General features: G+C 71.3%; 24 protein-coding genes. 12 read left to right on the top strand and 12 right to left on the bottom strand.

What is annotated here, in order from left to right:
* The first annotated feature begins 29 nt into the window (after positions 1-29).
* The 4 genes from EES42_RS37810 (at position 30) to EES42_RS37795 (ending at position 2,017) form a co-directional block, all read left to right on the top strand.
* On the top strand, positions 30-566 hold the full coding sequence (locus tag EES42_RS37810; RefSeq protein ID WP_124722737.1) for a VOC family protein: 537 nt from the start codon (positions 30-32) through the stop codon (positions 564-566).
* Positions 559-1,362, top strand: a complete 804-nt coding sequence (locus EES42_RS37805) for a MerR family transcriptional regulator (RefSeq protein ID WP_124722736.1) — start codon at positions 559-561, stop codon at positions 1,360-1,362. The genes EES42_RS37810 and EES42_RS37805 overlap by 8 nt, the downstream gene beginning before the upstream one ends.
* 152 nt (positions 1,363-1,514) lie before the next feature.
* Positions 1,515-1,769 (top strand): type II toxin-antitoxin system Phd/YefM family antitoxin, encoded by a 255-nt coding sequence (locus EES42_RS37800; RefSeq protein WP_124722735.1) that lies wholly within the window; start codon positions 1,515-1,517, stop codon positions 1,767-1,769.
* Positions 1,766-2,017, top strand: a complete 252-nt coding sequence (locus EES42_RS37795) for a type II toxin-antitoxin system RelE family toxin (RefSeq protein WP_124722734.1) — start codon at positions 1,766-1,768, stop codon at positions 2,015-2,017. Before EES42_RS37800 ends, EES42_RS37795 begins: the two co-directional genes overlap by 4 nt.
* On the opposite strand, the gene EES42_RS45820 is transcribed toward EES42_RS37795, so the two are convergent.
* The 3 genes from EES42_RS45820 to EES42_RS37780 form a co-directional block, all read right to left on the bottom strand.
* Positions 1,986-2,342, bottom strand: coding sequence for a hypothetical protein (locus EES42_RS45820; RefSeq protein ID WP_124722733.1), 357 nt, complete (start codon positions 2,340-2,342; stop codon positions 1,986-1,988). The genes EES42_RS37795 and EES42_RS45820 overlap by 32 nt on opposite strands.
* A gap of 121 nt (positions 2,343-2,463) precedes the next feature.
* Positions 2,464-3,297, bottom strand: a complete 834-nt coding sequence (locus EES42_RS37785; protein WP_124723009.1) for an NAD(P)H-binding protein — start codon at positions 3,295-3,297, stop codon at positions 2,464-2,466.
* Positions 3,298-3,357: 60 nt separating this feature from the next.
* On the bottom strand, positions 3,358-3,801 hold the full coding sequence (locus tag EES42_RS37780; RefSeq protein WP_124722732.1) for an ATP-binding protein: 444 nt from the start codon (positions 3,799-3,801) through the stop codon (positions 3,358-3,360).
* 134 nt (positions 3,802-3,935) lie between these two features.
* Here EES42_RS37780 and EES42_RS37775 point away from each other — a divergent pair, with 134 nt between their 5' ends.
* From EES42_RS37775 to EES42_RS37765, 3 genes are all read left to right on the top strand, one after another.
* The gene (locus EES42_RS37775) at positions 3,936-4,802 is read left to right on the top strand and encodes a helix-turn-helix domain-containing protein (protein ID WP_124722731.1); all 867 of its coding nucleotides are present in this window, start codon (positions 3,936-3,938) and stop codon (positions 4,800-4,802) included.
* Positions 4,799-5,044, top strand: a complete 246-nt coding sequence (locus EES42_RS37770; protein WP_124722730.1) for a DUF397 domain-containing protein — start codon at positions 4,799-4,801, stop codon at positions 5,042-5,044. Before EES42_RS37775 ends, EES42_RS37770 begins: the two co-directional genes overlap by 4 nt.
* A 325-nt stretch (positions 5,045-5,369) precedes the next feature.
* Positions 5,370-6,260, top strand: coding sequence for a helix-turn-helix domain-containing protein (locus EES42_RS37765; RefSeq protein WP_124722729.1), 891 nt, complete (start codon positions 5,370-5,372; stop codon positions 6,258-6,260).
* A 57-nt stretch (positions 6,261-6,317) separates the two neighbouring features.
* On the opposite strand, the gene EES42_RS37760 is transcribed toward EES42_RS37765, so the two are convergent.
* Positions 6,318-6,851, bottom strand: a complete 534-nt coding sequence (locus tag EES42_RS37760) for a hypothetical protein (RefSeq protein ID WP_124722728.1) — start codon at positions 6,849-6,851, stop codon at positions 6,318-6,320.
* 163 nt (positions 6,852-7,014) lie between these two features.
* Here EES42_RS37760 and EES42_RS37755 point away from each other — a divergent pair, with 163 nt between their 5' ends.
* Entirely contained in the window at positions 7,015-7,662 is a 648-nt protein-coding gene (locus EES42_RS37755) for an HAD family hydrolase (RefSeq protein WP_124722727.1), read from the top strand.
* 46 nt (positions 7,663-7,708) lie between these two features.
* On the opposite strand, the gene EES42_RS45225 is transcribed toward EES42_RS37755, so the two are convergent.
* The 4 genes from EES42_RS45225 to EES42_RS37735 all read right to left on the bottom strand — a co-directional run bounded on the left by EES42_RS45225 (position 7,709) and on the right by EES42_RS37735 (position 15,039).
* Positions 7,709-8,365, bottom strand: coding sequence for a hypothetical protein (locus EES42_RS45225; RefSeq protein ID WP_164495477.1), 657 nt, complete (start codon positions 8,363-8,365; stop codon positions 7,709-7,711).
* A 459-nt stretch (positions 8,366-8,824) separates the two neighbouring features.
* On the bottom strand, positions 8,825-12,355 hold the full coding sequence (locus EES42_RS37745; RefSeq protein WP_124722726.1) for a hypothetical protein: 3,531 nt from the start codon (positions 12,353-12,355) through the stop codon (positions 8,825-8,827).
* Between the two features lie 155 nt (positions 12,356-12,510).
* Complete coding sequence (locus EES42_RS37740; RefSeq protein WP_124722725.1) at positions 12,511-13,992, bottom strand: peptidoglycan D,D-transpeptidase FtsI family protein; 1,482 nt, start codon at positions 13,990-13,992, stop codon at positions 12,511-12,513.
* 201 nt (positions 13,993-14,193) lie between these two features.
* On the bottom strand, positions 14,194-15,039 hold the full coding sequence (locus tag EES42_RS37735) for an LLM class F420-dependent oxidoreductase (RefSeq protein ID WP_124722724.1): 846 nt from the start codon (positions 15,037-15,039) through the stop codon (positions 14,194-14,196).
* A 156-nt stretch (positions 15,040-15,195) separates the two neighbouring features.
* On the opposite strand from EES42_RS37735, the gene EES42_RS37730 reads away from it, so the two are divergent.
* Together EES42_RS37730 and EES42_RS37725 are read left to right on the top strand one after the other, a co-directional pair.
* Entirely contained in the window at positions 15,196-16,740 is a 1,545-nt protein-coding gene (locus EES42_RS37730) for a CehA/McbA family metallohydrolase (RefSeq protein WP_164495479.1), read from the top strand.
* Between the two features lie 132 nt (positions 16,741-16,872).
* Complete coding sequence (locus tag EES42_RS37725) at positions 16,873-17,358, top strand: MarR family winged helix-turn-helix transcriptional regulator (RefSeq protein WP_124722723.1); 486 nt, start codon at positions 16,873-16,875, stop codon at positions 17,356-17,358.
* Between the two features lie 16 nt (positions 17,359-17,374).
* Here the strand turns inward: EES42_RS37725 and EES42_RS37720 are convergent, their stop codons facing one another.
* Genes EES42_RS37720 through EES42_RS37710 form a run of 3 tightly spaced genes read right to left on the bottom strand, consistent with a single transcriptional unit; the run spans position 17,375 to position 20,431 of the window.
* A complete protein-coding gene (locus EES42_RS37720) occupies positions 17,375-18,388 on the bottom strand; it encodes a DMT family transporter (protein ID WP_124723007.1) in 1,014 nt (337 codons plus the stop codon).
* Between the two features lie 59 nt (positions 18,389-18,447).
* On the bottom strand, positions 18,448-19,065 hold the full coding sequence (locus EES42_RS37715; RefSeq protein ID WP_124722722.1) for a TetR/AcrR family transcriptional regulator: 618 nt from the start codon (positions 19,063-19,065) through the stop codon (positions 18,448-18,450).
* A 43-nt stretch (positions 19,066-19,108) separates the two neighbouring features.
* Positions 19,109-20,431, bottom strand: a complete 1,323-nt coding sequence (locus tag EES42_RS37710; protein WP_164495478.1) for an MFS transporter — start codon at positions 20,429-20,431, stop codon at positions 19,109-19,111.
* Between the two features lie 193 nt (positions 20,432-20,624).
* On the opposite strand from EES42_RS37710, the gene EES42_RS37705 reads away from it, so the two are divergent.
* Positions 20,625-21,194, top strand: a complete 570-nt coding sequence (locus EES42_RS37705) for a DNA polymerase ligase N-terminal domain-containing protein (protein ID WP_124722721.1) — start codon at positions 20,625-20,627, stop codon at positions 21,192-21,194.
* A complete protein-coding gene (locus EES42_RS37700; RefSeq protein ID WP_124722720.1) occupies positions 21,191-21,862 on the top strand; it encodes an endonuclease in 672 nt (223 codons plus the stop codon). Before EES42_RS37705 ends, EES42_RS37700 begins: the two co-directional genes overlap by 4 nt.
* A 194-nt stretch (positions 21,863-22,056) precedes the next feature.
* Here the strand turns inward: EES42_RS37700 and EES42_RS37695 are convergent, their stop codons facing one another.
* A complete protein-coding gene (locus tag EES42_RS37695) occupies positions 22,057-23,232 on the bottom strand; it encodes a macrolide family glycosyltransferase (protein ID WP_124722719.1) in 1,176 nt (391 codons plus the stop codon).
* Positions 23,233-23,303 lie beyond the last annotated feature (71 nt).

Here is a 23,303-nt window from a genome sequence, read left to right as displayed (position 1 = left end):
ACGTTGCGTGAGGCCGGAACGTGGGGTGCATGAGCGACCACTACAACGCGTTCGAAATGAGCCCCGTACCCACTCCCGGCCCGGATGCGGTTCCGCCGGAACTGTTCCGTGGCATCTATGGAATGCCCGCTTTCGCGACGATCGCCACGACCGATCTGGCGGCGTCGGTGGACTTCTGGATTCGAGGGCTCGGGTTCTTCGAGCTGTTCAGCATCCCCGGCACGCTGGTGCATCTGCGCCGATGGGCGTTCCAGGACGTACTCCTTCTCCGGGCGGAGAGCGTTCCGGAGCAGGCACCGGCGATGAGCCTCAGTTTCTCGTGCGTGCTCGGCCAGGTCGATTCCCTGGTGGAGGCCTGTCGTGCGTTGCGCCCGGACTCGGTCGACGGTCCGCGGGACACCCCCTGGAACACCCGCGATGTGGAGGTGGTCACCCCCGAGAACGCACGGATCGTTCTCACCGCGGCGAAGCCCTTCGATCCGGCCAGTCAGGAGGCGCGGAACCTTGAAGCCATCGGGATCACTCCACCGGGCGCCGGTCGCGGCGACAATCAGGAGCATGCCTGATGCCACTGACGCCGACGGGCTGGCCGTCGGTCAGGTCTCGAAACGCCTGGGCGTGACGGTCCGCGCGCTGCACCACTGGGACGAGATCGGTCTCGCGCGACCGTCGCTGCGCACGGCCGCCGGATACCGGCTCTACACCGCCGGTGACCTGGAACGCCTGCACCGCATCGTCGTCTACCGCGAGATCGGTCTCGGCCTGGACCGGATTCAGGCCGTCCTGGACGACTCGGCCACGGACGTACCCGGTGCGCTGCGCGCGCAGCGCGCCCAGGTCTCGGAACGGATCGAGCGCCTCCGGCAGCTCGGCGCCGGACTGGACCGGATGATCGACGCCCACGAGCGCGGCCTGCTGCTGACCGCAGAGCAGCAGGCCGCGGTCTTCGGCCCCCAGTGGGACCCGGACGGGCCGGCCCGGGCCCGTCAACTCTGGGGAGACACCACGCAATGGCGGCAGTACGCCGAACGCTCGGCCTCTCGCGGTCCGGAGGAATGGCAGACCGTCGCCGACGCCGTCGCCGCCCTCGACCGCGCCCTCGGGGATGCGATGGACGCCGGCGTCACACCTGGCAGCCCGGAGGCGAACCGGCTCGTCGAGCGGCACCGCGAGGTCTTCGCCTCGTACTTTCCCCTCACCAGACAGATGCAGGTCTGTCTCGGCCGCATGTACGAGGCCGACCCGGCGTTCGCCGCCCACTACGACGGCATCCGCGCCGGCCTCGCCACCTGGTTCCGCCGCATCGTCGACGCCGAGGCGCGCGCCCACGGCATCGACCCCGACACCGCGACCTGGCAGTAGAGCGCGGTGCCGGAGGCGTCCGGCAACGGGCCGCGGACCGCGGAGAAGTTCAAGCCGGCTCGGCCGTCGGCAGATCCATTCACGCCCCAGGAAGTCGGTTCACCCGTAGCCATCAACTGGACACAACATGCGACAAGTGTACACTTCTGCACATGAGTGACACGCTGCCGATCACTGAAGCCCGCGCCCGCTTCGGCTCTCTCGTCCGCAGAGCCTCCAACGCGCGGGAACGCATCACCATCACCGACCACGGCCAACCCGCAGCCATACTGATCAACCCCCAGGAGCTGGCCGAGCTGGAGGACGCGCTGGCTCTCGCCCAGTACCAGGCACGCCAGGCCGTCGGCGCCGTGAAGACTGTCCCGCATGACCAGGTCCGTGCACGACTCGGCCTGGAGCAGCGTTGACGTATCTGATCACCTGGGACGAGCACGCCATCGACCAAGCTGCCCGGTTCCTCAAGGACGACCCCGACGGCTTGCGCCAGTTGATGGATGCTGTCGACATGCTCGCCGACAACCCTCTGCCACAGGGCTCGGCGCCCTACGGCTCACCCACGCTACGACGCGTGCACGTGGGGCGCTATCGCGTGCTGTACGAGATCAAAGAAGCCCAGGTCACCATCATCGTGATCCACGTCGGCCGCCTCGGCTGACGTTCACCGGGTCGTGGCCGGCGTGAGGTGGGCCGCTGGGCGAGGTGCCGGCCCGCAGGGCTGGTCCTTTTCCAGCAGGGCTGCCCGGCCCGTCGAGCCACACCCGCTCGCCGTCACCGTCAACGGTGAGCCCGAAGCGCTCGAACCCTGTCCGCCCCTGCTCGTCCCACCAGTGCCACCACGACTCGCGGTCGGCCGGGTCATACCGGTGCCCGCCCTGCCGGCGGATGAACTCCGGGTCGTCGCACATGTAGCTGTCCCGCATCTCCAGGTGCATCGCCGAGCGCTGCGCCTTCGAGAGGCATTCACGTACCGCTGTTGCCACCGTCGCCGTCCCTGGTGTCACCCTCGTCGTCTGCTGCTGCCTCGGCCTTTGCCTCCGCGTCCTCGGGACGGGGGAGCACAGCCCGTGCCCGCAGTTGTCCGACACCGGACGCGCAGGTGATTCAGCGAAAGGCGGCGGCGTTCTCCATAGCCCACTGCTGGAACGGCCGGGCCGGGGTTCCGGTGACCTGTGCGACCGTGTCGCGCACCGCCAGCAACTCGTCGTTGACGTCACCGCCCGTGACGTCGAGCACCGCGTCCGCGGCCTCGGCTCCGAAGACCGCGGCCATCTGCGCGTGGGCCTCCCGGCGGCTGATCTCGGCGAAGGGCACCTCCCGGCCCAGTGCTGCCGCGATGGCCTCGACCTGCCGACGGGCTGTCACCGGCTCCGGACCGGTCAAGGCGTACGTGCGCTCCTGGTGGCCGGGCTCGGTCAGCGCCACCCGTGCCACCGACGCGATGTCCGCAGGGTGGATGGTCGGCAGTGCTGTGTCCGCGTACGGCGCGCGGACCAACTCATGCTCACGGATGGAAGCCGCCCACATCAGGGCGTTCGAGGCGAACTGCGTCGGCCGCAGGATCGTCCAGGCCATACCGCTCTCCTTGAGCAGCCGTTCCACCGCGAGGTTCTCACCGGCAGGGCCCAGGTGCGGATGGGTCTGGGCGGTGATCGACGACACCATCACCACATGCTCCACACCCGCCTGCCGTGCGGCTTCGATGATGTCGGCGTCCGGCCCCAGGCGCGACACAAGAAACAGCGCACGTACCCCCTCCAGTGCGTGCTTCAACGACGCCGACGCCGCAAGGTCGCCCTCCACGGCCTCGACCCCTTCGGGGAAGGTGGCCCGCGCGGCATCACGGGTGAGCCCCCTCAGCGGCCCGGCACCGCATGCGTGCAGTTCCTTCAGCAGTGCACTGCCAATGTTTCCGGTGGCTCCGGTCACGAGGATCACGGCGCGTTCTCCCATCGTCGGACGATCAACCAGAGGAAACGGTAGAAACTCAATCGCACTTCAGGTCAAGGAGACCCCTGACCATTTCCGCTCCGTGACGCACTCCGCCCAGACCGTCTTGCCGACGACCCGGTCCTTCACTCCCCACGACGTCGCCAACGCCGCGACCAGGTGCAGACCGAACCCCGATTCGGCGCCGGGACGGGAGGGCCGGACCTCCGGCCCCCGTTCGCCCCGCGCGTCCGACACCTCGATACGGAGCGTGTCCGCGAGGGCGATCAGCCGCAGCTCGAAGTCCCGCCCCGGTACGAGCCCGTGCAGCACCGCGTTGGCCGCCAGCTCGGACACGATCACCGTGACGTCGTCGGACAGCTCGCTCCCGTACGGCACACCCCACTTGTCCAGTTGATGTGCGGCGAGCCGGCGGGCCAGCCGGGCGCCTCGACGGGTGGCGCTGAAGCGTTGGACGAACTCGGCGCCCGCAAGGGTGATTTCGGCGTTCATGTGACTCAGCGTGTCCGGTTGCTCGTACGCTGACCAGGAGTGACACCACGACACCGAGTAGCTGTACGGGCACGCCCGGTCGGCTGTACGGGGCGTCGGCCGTGACCGGGCGATCAGAAAGCGGTGCGGGGCGGATGACGAACACGGAACGCGAAGAGAGGCCGGAGCATCCGGCCGAGTCGGATGGAACGGCGCACCTGTTCAAAGCGCTGGGCAAACAGATCAAGGTGCTGCGCGAACACGCGGGCATGAGTCAGAAGGACTTGGGTCTCGCGGCCCACTGTGGAGAAGACCTGATCTCGGCGGTGGAACGGGGTGTGCGCACGCCGCAGCCTGACTTCCTGGCCCGCGTGGACCCGCTCCTCAATGCCTGCGGGGTGCTGTCTGCCGCCGTCGGCGAGGTGCAAGTGGCGCTGGCGCGAGCGCGCACTCGCCATCCGGACTGGTTCCGGAACTACGCCCGGGTGGAGGCGGAGGCACTTGCGCTGCACGAGTACAGCGCCCAGGTCGTGCCCGGCCTGCTCCAGACGGAGGCGTACGCACGGGCCGTCTTCACGCAGCGCCGCCCGTTGCTGGATGAGGCGACCATCGAGAAGCGCGTCGCGGACCGACTGGATCGGCAGCAGATCTTCGAGCGCTGGCCTGCGCCGACCTTCAGCTACGTACTGGAAGAAACCGTATTGCGGCGACCAATCGGAGGCGGGGCTGTCCACGCAGAGCAACTGCGACGACTCATGCACATCGGAAGGCTGCGGACGGTGGAGATCCAGGTCATGCCGACGCTCCGGGAGGAACATGCTGCGATTGGCGGCACGTTCACCTTGATCACCCCCAAGGGGCGCCAGCAGGCCGTCTACACGGAGCTCTACGGGAATCCCCGGCTGATCACCGACCCCGAGGAGGTCCGCGTCTTCAGCGAGCGCTATGGGATCATCCGAGCGCAGGCTCTCACCCCGAGGGAGTCCCTGATGCTGATCGAGAAGATGCTGGGAGAGCTATGAACACCGAGCAACTGCACTGGTTCAAGAGCAGCCACAGCGACGGCGAAGGCGGCAACTGCATCGAGATCGCATACGAGTGGCGCAAGAGCAGCTACAGCAGCGGCGAGGGTGGCGAGTGCGTCGAGGTCGCGACCTGCCCCGCCGCTGTCCACGTCCGTGACTCCAAGAACGTCCAGGGGCCCCAACTCGACGTCGCCCCCGGCGCCTGGGCGGCGTTCGTTTCGTACGCGCAGCAGGGCTGAGCGCCCTGTTGCGGCGGGCGTCCACCGGGTCGTGACAGCCGCGACCCGGTGGACCGGGACGCGGCTGACCGGGTCGCGGTGCGCAGCGACGTAAAAGCTTTTAAGTCTTTGTCTTGAGGACGTACGAAAAACCCAACCCGACCCATGTCTTTCACCTGCGGGTCCCTGTCACTCGCGCGGGTGACATCGGGCAACTCAGCTGGATTTCGGGGCGGCTTGCGGGCATATGCTCACGCCAACACAGCCGCACACGTACGTCGGCCCTCGGCCGGGAGTGATGATCCCGAACGAGGGCCTGACCACCTAGGAAGACTCAACCTTCCCGATGGATACACAGCAGGTTAGCGTGCCCGCACGCTCCGCGCCCTCCGTTCGCGCGGGCGGGTCGCCGACGTCCGGCATCCGCCACGTCAACACCCGCCAGACCAGCCGGTTCACGGTCATCGGCAACCACCTCGCCCAGCACCGCGAACTGTCCCTGCTGGCGATCGGGCTCTCGACGTACATCCAGTCGCTTCCCGCCGGGGCGCGGATCGGCGTCAAGAAGCTCGCCGAGCGCTTCCCCGAGAGCGAGGCCCGCATCGCCGCCGCGTTACGCGAACTGGAGGCCCACGGCTATCTGAGCCGTACCCGCGAGCGGCTGCCCAACGGCCGTGTCGTCACGCGTACGTGCTCCTACAACCAGCCGACCGGCACCGCGCAACGGCACCCGGCCCCGGCGCCCAGGCCGCCCCACAGGCCCAGCGCCCCGGCACCAGCGCCCGCACCGACGCCCGCGCCCGCACCGGCGTCCGCGCCCGCCAAGGCCCCGCCCCCGCCGCTTCCCCAGCCGCGCAAGGAGCTCCCTCAGCTCCTCCGCGCCGCCACCGCGCTGCTCACCGATCTCCCGCGCCACGCGCCCCGGATCACGCTCAGCGAGAAGGATGTCGTCCTGCTCGCCCCCGCCGCCGCCACCTGGTTCGAACGGGGCGCCTCGCCCGCCGCCCTCCGGCAGGCGCTCACCGCCGACCTCCCGCAGCCCCTCAAGCACCCCGCGAAGCTGCTCCGGCACCGGCTCACGGCTCTCCTGCCACCCCCACCGACCCCGGACCTGCCCGCAGCTCCGCTCCAGAACTGCGACCGCTGCGACCGGGCCTTCCGCTCCCCGATCCCGGGCGACTGCCACGACTGCGCGACCGATCGTCACCGGCTTCCACCGGTCTCCGCACAGGGCTGAGCGCACCCGCACCGGGTCGCGGGAATCCACGAACCGGTGCGGGGCGAGCCGTTCGGGTCAGACGGTCGGAGAGGCCGAGAACGTCGTGTTCCGGTAGCCCTTGCCGTCCTTGTCCCAGTCCAGCTGGAGGAATCCGTCGGCGAGGTAACGGCCGGACCCGGCCGCGTACTTGAGGACACCGGTCGTGTAACTGCCGTTGCCCTTGTAGTCACCGTGCTCAAGACGGGTCTTGATGCCGGTGTAGTTGGCCCACTTCACGACCTTGTCGGGGCCGGACACACTCTTCTTGGTCTGAAGGTGGAAGCGGGCGGCGTCGAACTCGCTGGGGCCGTCGACGAACCAGGCCGGACCGTCCCAGCTGATCTTGGCGTAGGTGTAGATGTTGCCGCTGGACCGCTTCGCGCAGAGCTGCACGCTGAAGTCGAAGTTGTCGGCGTAGACGCCGCCATAAGCCGGGTTGTCGACGGAGTGCTTGCTGGTGGTGCAGTGATAGCTCGCGGCGGCGGCCGGGCCGGCGGTGGCCACCATGGCGCCGCCGAACAACGCGGTGGCGGCCACTATGCCGGATATTGTGCGGGAAGTCGTGTTCACGGCTTTTCCTTCATCAGGATTCCCAGCGGGAGAGCGACTACGCGCCGGCCCGCTGTCAGCTGGTGGGGTGGCGGGGGTGCCGCGCACGCTACCAAAGGAGCCGGGCCGCCGTGGCCTCGGGCCGAACGGGTGCGGTCTCTGCCGTTCTCCGTATCCTTACCGGATGTTCACAGCCCCTGAGCTCGTCATATTCGACTGTGACGGCGTTCTCGTCGACAGCGAACGGATCGCCGTACGCATCCAGGTCCAGGTGGGCGCCGAGCTGGGATGGCCGCTGACGGCCGAGGAGGTCGTCGAGAAGTTCGTCGGCAGGTCGAACAAGTCCATCGGAGCCCTGGTCGACGCCCGGCTGCCCGGCACGTCCGCCGCCTGGCAGCAGCGCTTCGAGGCCCTCCACCGCGAGGCGGTCGACCGTGAACTCGTCGCGGTGGAGGGGATCCACGAAGCGCTGGCCGCCATCGCGCTCCCCACCTGCGTGGCGTCCAGCGGCAGCCACGAGAAGATGCGCCACACCCTGGGCCGCACCGGGCTCTACGCGCACTTCGAGGGACGCATCTTCAGCGCCACCGAGGTCGCACACGGAAAGCCCGCCCCCGATCTCTTTCTTCACACGGCCCGGCGAATGGGTGTCGAACCCGCCGCCTGTGTGGTCGTCGAGGACAGCAAGTACGGTGTGCAGGCCGCCCGTTCGGCCGGAATGCGAGCATTCGGCTACGCGGGCGGCCTGACTCCGGCGCACTGGCTGGAAGGCCCGGACACCGTCGTCTTCGACGACATGCGCAAGCTGCCGTCGCTGCTGTCCGGGAGCTGAGAGGTCCCGGCCCGCCGCCTCCCGTGCCTCGTGGGGGTCCGGACCGTCACCACTCCTCGTCGTGGCCGATCACCCGGAAGCTGCCCGCGACGCCGTTGTCGATGAACCCGCCGCCTCGGACGTTGGGCGTCACAACACCGTAGGTGCTGCCGTAGGGGCCGACCGTGGCGACCGGAGAACCGCCGTCACAGGCGAACCCCCGAAAGACCTCGACCGCATGCCGGCTGTCGTTGTAGATGCTGAAGCTGCTCGATCCCAGCCCGCTGGCCGCGGGGATACAGCCCCCCGGATAGGCGCCGTACTCCCGCTCGTTGAAGAAGATCCTCTCCCTCTTCCGGTCGTGGCCCCGGTCGCGCCCGCCCCGGCCGCCACCCTCGTCGTCCCGCCCGCCCCGGCCGCCCTCGTCGTCCCGCCCGCCGCGGTCGCCGCCCTCGTCGTCGCGCCCACCGCGGTCGGAGCCCTCGTCGCCGCCGCCGTTGCCCCCCTTGTCCCCCTTGTCCTCCGTTCCGCTTTCGCTGCCGACGGGGGCCGGTGCGGGAACGGCCTGCCGGGCGGGCGGGGCAGCCCGGTGGACGGGCTGCTCGGCCCGCGCGGGGGCCGGTTCGGCCTGAGTGGATCCGTCGGTCGAGGCATAGGTGATGCCGGCGGCAAGGACCACTGTGCTGACTACGGCGGCGGCCACCGTGAAGGTACGCGAGGGCATGTCACTTCTCTCCGTCTCAGAGACGTCGGCCGGACGGCCAACCTGCGGCGAACGTACCGACAGACCCCATACCTGTCATTTCGGACAGACTCAAGGTGTGACGCCGCAGGACCGGTCGGGTTCAAAGGAGTCGTCCCACGCATATCCATACCGATGCCGCTGTGCTGGCCGGGTGTCAGCAGTTGCGGACCGACCAGACGGGGCTCCAGCCGATGGAGCCCTGCTCGCGGGTCCCGCTCGACCGGGTAGCCGACGGTCAGCACGGGCGGCTCCCAGACCACCATCGGCCGCAGGCTGTTCAGCAGTGCCCGTGTGCCGCCGTCCACCAGGGCAAGACGGAGGACGGAGGACGGAGGACGGAGCAGCAGAGCGGCGGAGCGACGGAGCGGCCAGAACGACGGAACGGCCGGGCATCCCGTGTCAGTGGGATACCCGGCCGTTCCGTTCGGCTCACCGTTGTCAGCGGGCGACCGCCTTGGTCGCCCTGCTGGTGGCGGAGCCACTGGCGTGGCCCGTGCGGCGGGCGGTCACCTTCACGGTGATCTTCTTGCCGCGCTGGGCGGACTTGAGGGTCAGCGAGGACTTGGTCGCGCCCGAGATCGCCTTGCCGTTGGCGTACCACTGGTAGCCGTACGAGGTCGGGGCGGGCGTCCAACTGCCCTTCGCCGCCTTGAGGGTGCGGCCCACCTTCGCGGTGCCGGAGATCGTGGGCTGCTTGGTGGCCTTGGGCGCGCTGCCCGTGGCGACCTTCACCGAGGCGGGCGTCGTGGAACCGTCGGTGTGACCGGTGCGGTGGGCCGTGACGGTGACGGTGACGTACTTGCCGAGCAGCGAGGCCGGGACGGTGTACGTGGACGAGGTCGCGCCCTTGATCGCCTTGCCGTCGGCCTTCCACTGGTAGCCGTAGGAGGACGCGGCGGGTGTCCAACTGCCGCTCGTGGTGGTCAGCTTGGCGCCCACCTTCACGGAGCCGGTGATCTTCGGGGCGGTCGTCACCCTGGGCGCCGCACCCTTGGCGACCGTGAGCGCCGCCGAGGCGGCCGGGACGTCCGCCGTGCCGGTGCGGCGGGCCGTGACAGTGACGCCGATCTTCTTGCCGAGCAGCGAGACCGGGACGGTGTAGCCGGACGCGGTCGCGCCGGTGATCGGCTGCCCGTCGGCGTTCCACTGGTAGGTGTACGACGTCGGGGCGGGGGCCCAGGTGCCGGGGGACGCGGTGAGGCGGTCGCCGACGCGGGCGGTGGTGCCGATCGACGGCGGTGCGCTGTTGCGGAGCGGGGCCGGGGTGATGGTGAAGTCACCCTTGAGGTACTGGGTTCCGCCGTGCGTGATGACGCTCAGGCCCCAGGTGCCCTCGGCCTCGCCGGTCAGGTCGAGCTCGGCGGTCAGAGTGCGGCGGTCGGGCGCGACCGCGACGGTGGTCGCCTCGATCCGCCGGCCGAGGACGCTCAGCACGACGCGGTCGTCCTTGTGCAGGGCGGTGCCGGTGACCGTGACCGTCGTCCTCGTACCGGAGACGCCGGTGGCCGGGGCGACCTTGGTGACGGCCACCCGCTCCAGGCCGCAGAGCCCCGAGCAGACCGCCTCGGCCTTGTACGAGGTCTTCGACGCGTTCTCCGGCAGGGAGAGGACCAGGATGCTCGGGGTGAGCTCCCTGGAGTACTGCTCCATCACCGAGCACGAGTAGCCGCCGGGGGTGCCGTACACGCAGCCGTTGTCGAGGCTGGGGTCGTACAGCGCGGGCACCGCAGTTTCGGTGGCGCCGGTCGTGTCGCTGATCTCCATCTTGAAGCGGTCGCTGTACCCGGTGGGCAGCGCGGCACAGACGGCGGTGTGCTGCTCGTCGAGGGTGCCGGTGACCGGGCCGTACCCGTAGGCGATGCTCGCGACCTTCTCGCACTCGGCGGCCGGGCCGTCGGGGCCCGCGATGCGCAGGGCGTCGAAGCGGTACGAGTCGGGGGCCTTCAGCGTCGCGGGGACGGTGACCATGACCTGGTAGTGGGTGGAGCCGGTGACGGCGCACGCCCGGTTCTTGTTGCACAGGCCGGTGCCGTCGGCGCCGTACACCACGATGTTGGCGGCGCCGAGCGGGTCGCGGACGTCGATGTGCAGGGTGTCCTTGGCGTCGGCGGTGGTGACCTGGCGGCAGCGCAGCTCGCCGGGGGCGCCCATGGTGGAGCCGGTGGACGGGCCGCCGGGCTTCGTCGCCGGGTTCGCGGTGCAGCCCCTGGCGGTCGTGGTGACGTCGCGGCGGGCCAGGACGTATTCGGCGGGGGTGTCGCGGCCGGTGACCAGCACGGTGTGGGCGACGCCCGGGGTCAGTGCGCAGGTCGTCCAGGTGGAGGTGGAGGCGCGGGCCGAGCAGATCTGCTTGCCCTGGACGTCCAGGACGGTGAACTGGGCGAGCGACGCGGTGCCGGGTGCGGCCCGGAGCTGGATGTTCTCCTGGGTGCTGTGGTCGTCCGCCGGAATGCTCAGGCAGCGCGAGAAGACGCCGTCACCGGTGGTGACGCGGGCGGTGGGGCCGGTCTCGGTGAAGTCGCCCGCCGGGAAGGCCGGGCAGTCGCCCGCCGCGTCGGTGCGGTGCAGTACGAGCGCGTACGGGCCGGTCGGCTTCGACTCGCTGGTGTTGGAGACCAGGGCCCGGAACGGGGCCTTGCCGGTGAGTCCGCAGGTTCCGTCGGTGAGGCGGGACGGGTCGCAGCGCTGGATGCCGTCGGCGTCGACGACGGTCACGTCGGGGTGGGGCGCGGGCCCGGAGATGGCCTCCAGCGCCGCCAGCCGGGCGCCCTCGGGGAGCGGCAGGGACAGACAGTCGATCTCGCCGCCGACGGAGAACTCGGAGCGGTGCACGCCGAGTTCGACCGGCTCGCAGCCGGTGGTGGCGGTGTGGTCGATGACGAGGGTGGCGGCATCGGTGTAGACGGTGTACTCACCGGCGGCGGGGAGGGTGCAGACGTCCCAGGTGGCGCAGGCGGTTCTGCCGTTCCGGTCGTACACCGCGAGCAGGGACCGTGCGCCGTCGTGGACGGAGTACGCGTCGTAGCGGCCGGCGGCCGGGGCGGTGAAGGTCCGGCAGCCGTGGGCCGGATCGGCGGCCGTGGGGCCGGAGTTGTAGCCGTTCAGCGCGGGGTGGGCGCAGCCGGCCGGGTCGGAGGTGCGGCGGACGGCGAGGGTGTACTCGGCGGGGAAGCCGTTCTCGGCCTCGCTGACCTGCGAGAGGACCCGGTAGGGGCCGTCACCGGGCAGTACGCAGCCGTTGCTGCCGTCCTCGTTGGGGTACGGGCAGATCCGGGCGCCGGTCTCGTCGGTGATCCAGGACAGGCTCTGGCCGTACGCGGTCGTCCGGATGGTGTTGGTGATCCGCTCACCCGGCGTGCCGTTGAAGATCTGGCACTGGATGGCGGTCGGCCCGGCGGCCGAGCCGACGACGGGGGCGGTGTCCCAGGACGTGCCGATCGCGGGTGCGCAGCCCTCGGTGGTGGCGAGGGGGACGACCGCGACGGTGGGCCTGCTCGTCTCGGACCAGTCGTTGAACAGCCGGAGCGTGAACTCGCCCGAGCGGGGCAGCCGGCACCAGCCGGCGCCCCACTTGGGGTCGTAGCAGTCGATCTCCGTGCCGCCGTCGAGGACGGAGGCGTACGTGCTGCCGTTGGCGCCGCCGACGACCACGACCTTGTGCAGCCCGGCGGCCTCGGCCGTGAACGTGAAGCAGGCCGTGGTGTCGCCCGGGATCGTCGGCCTGCCCTCGGCCGGGGCGGCCTCGCCGAAGCCGGAGAGCGGCAGGACGGCACAGTCCTCGTCGGCCGTGGCGTCGGCCGCGACCTCGACCGTGGCGTCGGGCGCCGTCGCCGCGGGGGCGTACGCCTGCGCGGCCCCTGCGGGAATCAGCAGCGAGAGCAGGACCGACAGTGCGAGCAGCAGCGCGGCGTACGCCGCCGATCCGCCCGATCTGCCCGATCTTGCGGCCGTGCGTGGGTGGTTGGACATTCCGCTCCCCCCCGGACCGGTGAAGTGTGCACTTGAACCGGGGCTTCACGAGCGGCGCACGCACGCTGGACGGCCCGGGACACAAGCGATATGTGTGCGACTCGTAAAGAAGATCGCACACGATGATCGCACATGCGTCCGGGCCGGCGTGGGGACTACTTGCCCAGTACCGCCTTCATCACGCTCTTCGCGATCGGCGCGCCCAGCCGGCCGCCGGAGATGTCCGACCGGGAGATGTCCATGTCCGTCGGGTCGATGAACACCGCGACCGCCACCGACTTCCCGTCGGCCTTGCCGTACGAGACGAACCAGCCGTACGGCACCTCGTCGTTCACATTGACGCCGCGCTGCGCCGTGCCGGTCTTGCCGCCGACCGTGACGCCGTCGATCAGGGCACGCTTGGCGCTGCCCTCATTGGCCGTGAACTCCATCATTTCCTGGACCTTCTTCGCGGTCTCCGCGGAAACGGCCTGGCTCTTGAGCTTCGGCTCGTTCTTCTCCAGGACCGACAGGTCGGGGCCGCGCAGCTCGTCGACGATGTACGGCTGCATCAGCTTGCCGTCGTTGGCGAGGGCGGCGGTCACCATCGCCATCTGCATCGGCGTACTGGTGAGGCTGCCCTGTCCCATGCCCGTCAGCGCGGTTCCGGGCTTGTCCAGCTTCGTCGGGTAGAGGCTCTTGGTGGCGAGCATGTCGCCGAACTCCTCGGAGTAGACATCGGCGTTGAAGCCGAACTTCTCCGCGGTCTCACGCATCTTCTCGGCGCCGACCTTGGACGCCGCGTCGAGGAAGACGTTGTTGCAGGAGTACTGCATCGCGGTCTTCATGGACGCCTTGTTGCACACCGCGTCGCCGGCCTCGCTGCCGATCTTGTTCGTGGAGAGCGGCAGCGGGTACGGGGAGACGGCGTCGGACCGGGCGTCGACATCGGAGACCACCCCGTTCTCCAGGGCCGCGGCCGCCGTGAGGATCTTGAACGTCGAGCCGGGCGGGAAGGTCTCCCGCAGCGGGCGGTTGGCCAGCGGCTTGCTCTTGTCCTTGACGAGCGCCTGGAACTTGTCGCCCTCCTTGAACGAGTTCCCGGCGAAGACGGACGGATCGTACGAGGGCGTGGAGACGAGGGCCAGGACCTTCCCCGTGTCCGGCTCCAGCGCGACGACCGCACCCCGCGCCTTGAGGTCGGTCAGCCCCTTGTAACCGGCCTTCTGCGCCTTCGGGTCGATCGTGGTGATCACGGAGCCGCCGCGCCGCGGCTCGCCGGTGATGATGTCCTTGGCGTGCCGGAACGCGAACCGGTCGTCCTGGCCGCTGAGGATGCTGTCGTACGTCTTCTCCAGCAGGGACATGCCCTGCGCCTGCGAGGCGTATCCGGTGACGGGGGCGTACATCGGGCCCTGCTTGAAGGTCCGCCGGTACTTGAAGTCCGTCCCTTCGACCGCCTTGGAACCGGTGACCGCTTCACTGCCGACGATGATGTCGCCGCGCGGGGTGGCGAACTGGGCGATCTTCACCCGGCGGTTGTTCTCGTGGTTGGCCAGGGGCTCGCTCTTGACGTACTGGATCCAGTTCGCCCGCACCAGCAGCGCCATCACCAGCAGCCCGCAAAATATGGCTATGTGCCGCAACGGCCTGTTCATCGTCGATCCACTCCCGTGCTCGCCCGTGCGTGATCCTTGACAGAAGAAGATACCGATTACGGCTAAATGGTTGCACTCACGGCCAATCCAGTGCCGCAGACCGAGCACGTCGAGGCGAAGCACTGGACGTCGGGATATGCCCAAGACGGCCAACGGCTTGAGGGCGGGCGGAAGCGCCGACGCCCGCCCCTCCCCCCTCCGTCAGAGGTACTGCGCGTACCCGTCCAGCGCCCGCAGCACCTCCGCCTCGCCCGCCGGGGGCAGTTGCAGGACGACCTCCTCGATGCCCAGGTCCGCGTAGTGCGTCAGCTTGCCGGCGCTCGGGAGGACCGCGTAGGGGACGACCTGGAGGTGCTTCGGGTCACGGCCCGCCGCCTCCCAGGCCTCGCGGAGCTTCGGTACGGACTCGGTCAGGCCGCGGCCGCCGATGGGGAGCCAGCCGTCGGCGTACTCGGCGATGTGGGCGAAGAGCTTCGGACCCGCCGCGCCGCCGATCAGGGTGCGGGGGCCGTTCACCGGGCCGCGAGGCCGCTGGACCGGTTTCGGGTACGCGTGGCTGGCCCGGACCGAGCCGAACTCGCCGTCGTACGCGGTGGGTTCGTCCGCCCACAGGGCGCGCATCTGGGCCGTCCGGTCGCGGACCAGGTCGCGGCGGGCCGGCCAGTCCACGCCGTGGTCGGCGGCCTCCTCCACGTTCCAGCCGTAGCCGATGCCCAGCGTGAAACGGCCGCCGGAGAGGTGGTCCAGGGTGGCGATCTGCTTGGCCAGGTCGATCGGGTCGTGCTGGGCGACGAGCGTGATGCCGGTGCCCAGGGTCAGGTGCTCGGTGACGGCGGCGGCCTGGGCGAGCGCGACGAAGGGGTCGAGGGTGCGGGCGTACTCGGGCGGGAGTTCGCCGCCCATCGGGTAGGGGGTGTCCCTGCTCACCGGGATGTGGGTGTGTTCGGGCAGGTAGAGCCCTGCGAAGCCGCGCTGTTCGAGCTCGCGGGCGAGCCGCAGCGGCGTGATCGTTTCGTCGGTGAGGAAGATCGTTGTGCCGATCCGCATACGAGGACACCTCCGTCGTGATCCGGTGAGGGCCCCAACGTATGCCGTCGCGTGCCGTGCGGTCCGGTTCATCGGCGTTCTTCCGTAGTTCACCGGGTGCCGTCAGGGTTCGGGGGCGACACCCCTTGCCACTCACGACACCGGGGAGCCACTCGTATGTCCGTATCGCATCCCGCTCACGGCCACCCGATGGCCAGGCGCGGCCTTCTCGTCGGGACGGCCGCCACCGCTCTGACGTTGGGCACTGTGAGCTTCGCCGACGCCGCGCCCCCGAACGACGGCACCGACGCCGACGGCGGCCCGGACCGGACCAGGACCGTGCGCGGCACCCTGCCGACCGGGTCGCCGGACTTCGTGTACCTGTCGGTCGAAGTGCCGCGCGGGGTACGGGAGATCGCCGTCTCGTACGCGTACGAGAGGACTCCCGTACCGGCCGGGACGCCGGGCAACGCCCTCGACATCGGCATCTTCGACGAGCGCGGCACCGAACTGGGCGGGCGCGGGTTCCGGGGATGGTCCGGCGGGGCGCGCACCAGTTTCTTCATCCGGGCGGACGAGGCGACGCCCGGCTACATCGCGGGGCCGGTACGGGCCGGTACGTGGAACATCGCGCTCGGTCCGTACACCGTCGCCCCCGAGGGGCTGCCGTACGAGGTGACGGTCACCCTGCGGTCCGGGCCCGCCGGGTCGGCGCCGGAGCCGGTGTATCCGCCGGAGCGCGCGAAGGGGCGCGGGCGGGCCTGGTACCGGGGGGACTGCCATCTGCACTCCGTGCACTCGGACGGCAGGCGCACCCCGGCCGAGATCGCCGCCGCCGCACGCGCGGCCGGGCTCGACTTCATCAACAGCAGCGAGCACAACACGTACTCCGCGCACGGGGCGTGGGGCGGGCTGTGGGGCGACGACCTGCTCGTCCTCACCGGCGAGGAGATCACCACCCGCAACGGGCATGTGCTCGCGGTGGCCACCGATCCGGGCACGTTCGTGGACTGGCGCTACCGGGCCCGCGACAACCGGTTCGGGCACTACGCGAAGGCCGTGCGCCGGGCCGGTGGCCTGGTCGTGCCCGCCCATCCGCACGCCACCTGCATCGGCTGCCACTGGAAGTTCGGCTTCGGCGAGGCGGACGCCGTGGAGGTGTGGAACGGGGCGTACACCCCGGAGGACGAGATCGCCCTCGCCGAGTGGGACAACTCCCTGGTCGCCGCAGCCCGTTGGTCCAAGCCGTGGGTTCCGGCGATGGGCAACAGCGACGCGCACCGGGAGCCGGACCAGGTGGGGCTGCCGCAGACCGTCGTCCTGGCCGACGAGCTGTCGCGCGAGGCGATCGTGGCCGGGATCCGGGCCGGGCACTCGTACATCGCGGAGTCGTCCGCGGTCACGCTCTCCTTCGGCGTCTCCGGCGGACGCGCGCTGCACGCCGGGATCGGCGAGCGGCTGCGGGTGGACGGGGACGACACCCCGGTCACCGTGCGGCTGGAGGTGACCGGGGCGCCCGGCTGCACGGCGCACTTCGTCACCGACCAGGGCACGCTGTTCACGGCCGGGCTGCCCGAGTCGGGCACGGGGACGGTCCAGTGGCGTACGACGCCGGCCTACGCCGCCTATGTGCGGGCCGAGGTCCGGCATCCGGCGGCGGTGCCGGGGCTGCCGGGGGCACTGGCCGCGCTCACCAATCCGGTGTTCCTGGAAGGGCGCTGAGCACTCGGGCGCTCACCGGTACGCGGTCGAGGAAGGGGAGGGCCGGACCGGCGATGCCGATGTCGATGTCGATGTCGATGTCGGCGAACGCCTATCGTTAGTTGGGCTAACGCAATGGATAGGATGGGCGCCATGACCGGAGCCGAAGCCGCAGCCCTGCCCGACGACGGCGCGTCCAGGACGCCCGACAGGCTGCGGCTGCGGGCGAGCCGGCTGCTGTCGCAGCTGACCACGCGCTCGGACCGGCTGATCTCCGACGGACTGGCGCAGGCCGACGCCCGCAAGTGGCACTACGCCGTGCTCGCCTCGCTGCAGGACCACGGGCCCGCCAGCCAGGCGTCGCTGAGCAGGCGCACCAGCATCTACCGCAGCGACATGGTCGGCGTGCTCAACGAACTGGCCGAACGCCACCTCGTCGAGCGGGCGCCGGACCCCGCCGACCAGCGCCGCAACATCATCACGATCTCCGCCCGGGGCCGTGGCCAGCTGCGCCGCCTCGACAGGATCCTGGACGACCTCCACGACGAACTGCTCGCACCGCTGGACCCGGCCGAACGCGACCAGTTCGTGCAGCTGCTCGTCCGCCTGCTGGACCACCACACCGCCGGGACTCCCTGACCCCGCGCGGCGGCCGTCAGGCGTTCAGGGCCAACCCGTCGCGGGGCTCCGGCGCATCCGGGTCGCGCTCCTGCGCCTGCTCCCTCTCCTGCGTCTGCCCCCGCTCCCTCTCCGGTGCTTCCGCCTCCGGTGCTTCCGCGGTGCGGAGGCGGCGGGAGGGGGCGGTCAGCACGCCGAGGCAGGCGATGACCAGCGCGATGCCGGTCCAGCCGAGCGCCGGCAGGTGTTCGCCCACGACCAGCACCGCGAAGACCGCCGCCACGGCGGGTTCCAGCAGGGACAGGGTCGTCGCGGTGCTGACGGGGATCCGGGACAGGCCGTAGCCGAACAGGACGTACCCGGTGAACATCGGCACCAGCGCCATGTAGAGCCCGACGCCCGCGTTCGTCCAGGAGGCGGCCAGCGGTGCGCCGGTGGCCAGCAGCACCGGTACGAGCATCAGCCCGCCGAGGCCGAACACCGCGCCCATGGCCGCCCGCGAGGTGACCGAGCGGGTGATGAGGCGGTGCGCCGCCCACGCGTACACGGCGTAGGTCAGGCCCGCGAACAGCCCGAGTGCCACGCCGACGACGGTCCCCCGCGCGGAGCCTGCGCCCGCTCCGGTACCGGCCTGCGCGGCCTCGGCCGCACAGAGCAGCACCGTGCCGGCCAGCCCCAGGGCGGCCCCGGCCAGCCACCTCCGGGACAGGCGCCGGCCGTCGGCGAACCGCTCGATCAGGGCCGAGGCCAGCGGGGCCGAGCCGATGGAGACGACCGTCCCGACCGCGACCCCGGCCAGATGCATGGAGGTGTAGAACGCCAGCGGGTACAGCGCCACGCCCGCTCCCCCGACGAGCACGATCCGCCACCGCGCCCTCAGCTCCGTACGGGCCCTCGCGATCCGTCGCCCGGCCAGCAGGGCCTGGAGCAGTCCGCCCAGGCCCATCGCGGCGGCACCGATCGCCAGCGGGCCCACCTCGGGCGCGAAGGTCGCGGCGGTGCCCGTGGTGCCCCAGAGCACCGAGGCCAGCAGGACCGCGAGCACACCCAGGCCCGGTCCGGCCGCAGGCCGGGCAGTACGGGCGGGCCGGGCAGTACGGCCGGGCCCGGTCACAGGGCGTCCAGCAAGGATGCGGCCAGGTCCCGGGCGTGCCGCATGCGGGTGCCGTCCCCTTCGAGACCGGCGCGCACGATGGCGCCTTCGAGCAGGAACGCCAGGTGCTCCGCCACGGACCGGGACTGTTCGTCGCGGCCGGGCAGCAGTTCCCGGAGGTGGGCGGAGAGCAGGGCCTCGACCTGTTCCTTGTGGCGGCGGACCACGGTCCGGCCCTCGTGTCCGGTGGGCAGTTCGGCGGCCGCGTTGAGCAGGCCACAGCCCCGGAAGCCGTGCTCGTAGGCGAAGTCGGCGTGGTCGGCGTAGGCGTCGAAGACCGCCAGTACGCCCGCCGCCGGTCCCTGCGCGTCGGCCAGCCGCCGCCGGTAGAGGCCGAGCCACTCCTCGTGCCGGGCCTGGAGGTAGGCGCAGACCAGATCGGCCTTGGAGTCGAAGTTGTTGTAGAGGCTCATCTTCGCGACGCCGGCCTCGGCCGTGATCGTGTCGATGCCGGTCGCCGCCACGCCGTCGGCGTAGAACCGGCGCGCGGCGGCGTCCAGGATCCGCCCGCGCGCCGCCCCCCGCCGCCGCTTCACCGGCTGCTGCTGCTTCTCCTCGGCCGTTGCGTCGCCCATGACTGCCCGCCTCCTTAATTAGGTAGGCCAGTCTACCTAAGTTTCACTTGGCGGCGAGGGCGGCCCCCGCACGGGCCGGGCCGAGACCGAGCCGCCGCGCGCAGGCCCGGCTCTGTACGACCGCGAGTCCCGCGACCGCCGCCCCGAGCACCAGCCAGCCGGCCGGCCCGGCGGCCATCACCACACCGGTCAGCAGCGGCGGCCCGGCGGACTTCTGGATGGACTGCGACATCCCGGCCACCCCCAGATACGCGGCGCGGGCGTCCTGCGGTGCGAGCAGGACCGCGAGCTCCCACGAACTCACCGACCGCATCAGCTCCGCCAGCGTGACCAGCAGCGCGGCGGCGAGCAGGACGGCCCCGGCCGCCCAGGCCCCGCCCCGGGTGGCCACGGCCAGGAAGCCGCAGCAGGCGAGCATCAGGACTCCGTACAGCAGCACCGCCCGGGCCGCCCGGCGCGGCCCTTCCGCCCGCTTCGACACGCTCAGCTGGAGCACCACGACCAGCACGGTGTTGATGACGAGGAAGGCCGGGACGAGGGCGTGCGGCACGGAGGTGCGGTTCACCAGCCACAGCGGCAGACCGACGGCGAGGATCGAGTCGTCGAGGTTCATCGGGATGTCCAGCAGGACGAACCTGAGATAGCCCCGGTCCCGCCACGGACCGCCCCCGCGCACCACACCCTTGCCCTCGCCCCGGGCGGCCGGCGCCGCTCCCCCGGACCGTGCCACCTCGACGGCGCTTCCCGACGGCTCGCCCGTACGCCACACCAGCACCGCGGCGACGACGAACGACAGCGCGTTGCCCAGGATCAGGACGCGGTAGGCGCCCGTGGTCCCCACCGCCAGGCCGATCGCCGCGATCCCGGCGCCGACTCCGTAGCCCGCGTTGGCCGCGCTGCGCGAGAGCGCCTGGTACGCGGCGCGGCGCTCGCCCGCCGCCCGGGTGGCGAAGAGCATCTCCAGCGTCTTCGCGGCCCGGTCGCCCAGGTAGGTCACGGCGACGACCGGGAGCAGCGCGTCGAAGCCCGTGCACACCAGGACCAGTACGAGCGTCACCAGCCGCAGCAGATGGCAGCCGACCAGCAGCGAGCGCACCGGGAAGCGGCCGGCCAGCCGCCCGGCCAGCGGCGATCCGGCGATGCCCGCGACTCCGGCCACGCCCAGCAGTACGCCGATCTGCTGGGCGCTCAGATGCGTGACGAAGGTGAGGTAGAGGACCGAGGACGCGGCCCAGAGCCCCGAGCCGGTCCGGTCCACGGCCAGCGCGAGCAGCATGATCCGCGCATCGCGGCCGCCCGGCGGATCGCGCAACTGGGCCATCAGGCCCGGCCCGCGCTCTTTTCCTCGCGTTTCGCCTCGCCGCATCACGCGCCCCCCTCGGGCAGGAGATCTCGAACGGGACGAAGACTGCCGCAAGAACACTCTCGACGTCAAGATACTTGATAGCGAGATACCTTGGGCGCACACCGGCCCCGGAACCCGTCTTGGTGCGCTTCGGGGCCGGGGGCGTCACAGTGGAAGGGGGTACCGGGCGGGGGCTGCCGGAGGAGGTGTCCGGATGGATGTGACCGGCGACAACGGCGAGCGCACGGGCCCGGCGCCCTGCTTCGTCGTACAGATCCATCAGGCACGGCGCATGCACTTCGACTTCCGGCTGGAGGTCGACGGCGTACTGAAGTCGTGGGCGGTGCCGCGCGGGCCTTCGGAGAATCCGCGCGTGCGGCGGCTGGCCGTGCCCACCGAGGACCATCCGCTGGAGTACCGCACCTTCGAGGGCGTCATCGCGAAGGGCGAACACGGCGGCGACACGGTGATCGTCTGGGACCAGGGCACCTACCGCCCGCTCAGCCACGACCGGTGGGGCGCGCCCGTGCCGTTCGAGCAGTCCCTGGAGGACGGCCACGCGACGTTCTGGCTCGACGGGGCCAGGCTGCACGGCGAGTTCGCCCTCACCCGCTTCAAGGGCGGCGACGCCCCGGGCGAAGAGGTGTGGCTGCTGATCAAGGCCAAGGACGGACGGGCCACCCGGGAGAGCCCCGATCTGCCGGACCCGTATCTCGCCCGCTCGGCCCGCACCGGCCGCACCCTGGCCCAGGTCGCGGCCGAGGAGGGAAGCGGCTCCCCGTGACCGCCCGCGACACCGTGGACGCCCTGCTCGATCGCTGCGGAACCACATACGCGGCCGAGGCCGGGATCCGGCTGCGGAACACCCCGCAGCCGCTCTACCAGCTCCTCGTCCTCAGCGATCTGCTGAGCGCCCGCATCCGCGCCTCAGCGGCGGTGGCGGCGGCGCGTGCGCTGTTCGCCCACGGCATGCGCTCGCCGCGGCGGATGGCCGGGGCGACCTGGCAGCAGCGGGTGGACGCGCTGGGCGAGGGCGGCTACCGGCGTTACGACGAGCAGACCGCGACCCAGCTCGGCGAGGGGGCGCGGCTCCTGCTGGACGACTGCGGCGGCGATCTGCGGCGACTGCGCGAGGCGGCCGACGGGGACCTGGACGCCCTGCGGGCCGGGCTGCGGCGCACCCCGGGAATCGGCCCGGCCGGTGCGGACATCTTCGTGCGCGAGGTGCAGGCGGTGTGGCCGGAGACGGCTCCGTTCGTGGACGGAAAGGCGCTCCAGGGTGCCGAGCGGCTGGGGCTGCCCGCCTCACCGGCGAAGCTGGCGAAGCTGGCGGAACCGGCCGGGCGGACGGACGGGCCGGCGGACGGGCGCCGGATCGCCGTGCTCGCGGCGGCCCTGGTGCGCGCCGCACTGGACAAGCACATCGTGGACGACGTCCGGGCGCGGAGCTGAGGCCCCCGGGTTCCCGGGGCAGGGCGTCCAGGACACCGGTGCCGCCCCCGGGACCGCCCTCCACAAGCCGTGGTTCGACGGCCGGCCCCCGTTGCCGACGCCGACGGGTACGACGGCCGGCCCCCGTTGCCGACGCCGACCGGTACGACGGCGACGGCAACGGGGGCGACGGCTGATCGCCGGGGACCGGCCGCTCAGCCCAGCATGTCCTCGATCAGGCCGGCGGCCCGCGGGGTGCCGCCCTCGGCCCGTACCTCGGCCCGGAGCAGCGCCGAGCGGCGGGCGACCTCCGGATCGGCGACGAGCTCGGTCAGGGCGGTCCGCAGCGCCTCGCCGGTGGCCTGCTCGGTGTCGATGCGGCGGGCCACGCCCAGTTCGACGAGCCGGTCGGCGTTGCTGAACTGGTCGGCGGCCTGGGGAACGGCGATCATCGGCACACCGGTGAACAGCCCCTCGCTGCTGCCGCCCATCCCGGCGTGGGTGACGAAGGCGTCGGCCTGTTCCAGGATCGCCAACTGGGGCACCCAGGAGTGCACTTCGACGTTGGCCGGGATGTCGCCGAGCTCCGCCGGGTCCGTGTACTTCCCGATCTGGAGCACCACGTGCCAGCCGGGCAGGTCGCCGTAGGCGGCCAGGCACCGGCGGTAGAACTCCGGCTGCTTCGTGAACGCCGAGCCCAGCGAGACCAGGAGCACTTTCCCGGCGCCGTCGGGGCGCGTCCAGGTCTCCTTGTCCGTCCGGCCGCCGAAGCAGGGGCCGACGAAGGTGACCGTGTCGGTGTCGACCCGGTCCGCGTTCGGCTGCATCGCCTTCGGGATCAGCGCCAGGGACCGCGCGGGCGGTCCGCAGAAGGTGTCCATTTCGAGGGTGGTCGCCCCGCACCCGGCGAGCCAGCGGGCGAACCTCGCCCGGTAGGCGTCGGCGCCCGGCAGCTGCCACATGGGCGCCGCGACCTCCTCGGCGTAGCCCTCCCAGCCCACGTACGTCGGGGACAGCTGCATGAGGGGACGGCCCTGCGCCTCGCCGAGGGCACGCGCGGCGTAGGCGCCGATGTCGTACAGGTAGAGGTCCGCGGGGTCGTGGTCGTAGGCGGCCCGCAGCTGCGGGAGGGCCTGGACCCCCTCGTCGAGGAAGACGCCCATCACCTCGATGGGGTCTTCCGGCCAGTTGTTGTCGGCGACCGGCAGCACGGAGCCGTAGGGGACGAACTCGGCGCCGGTGGCCTCGATCAGGCCGGCCACCGCCGGGTCGTTGGCGTAGCTCACCCGGTGGCCCCGGGCCACCAGCTCCCGGATGATCTCAAGGCTGGGCAGGACGTGGCTGACGGCGGGGATGCCGATCATCGCGACATGGGCACGGCGACGTGACATGGATGATCACTCGTTTCAGGTCTACGGGAAATGGGACACGACGAACCGGTGCGCCGGCCACGGGACGGAAC

The organism is Streptomyces sp. ADI95-17 (assembly GCF_003846175.1).
Classification (GTDB): Bacteria; Actinomycetota; Actinomycetes; order Streptomycetales; family Streptomycetaceae; genus Streptomyces; species Streptomyces sanglieri.
This window is presented reverse-complemented; position numbering and strand designations above follow the sequence as displayed.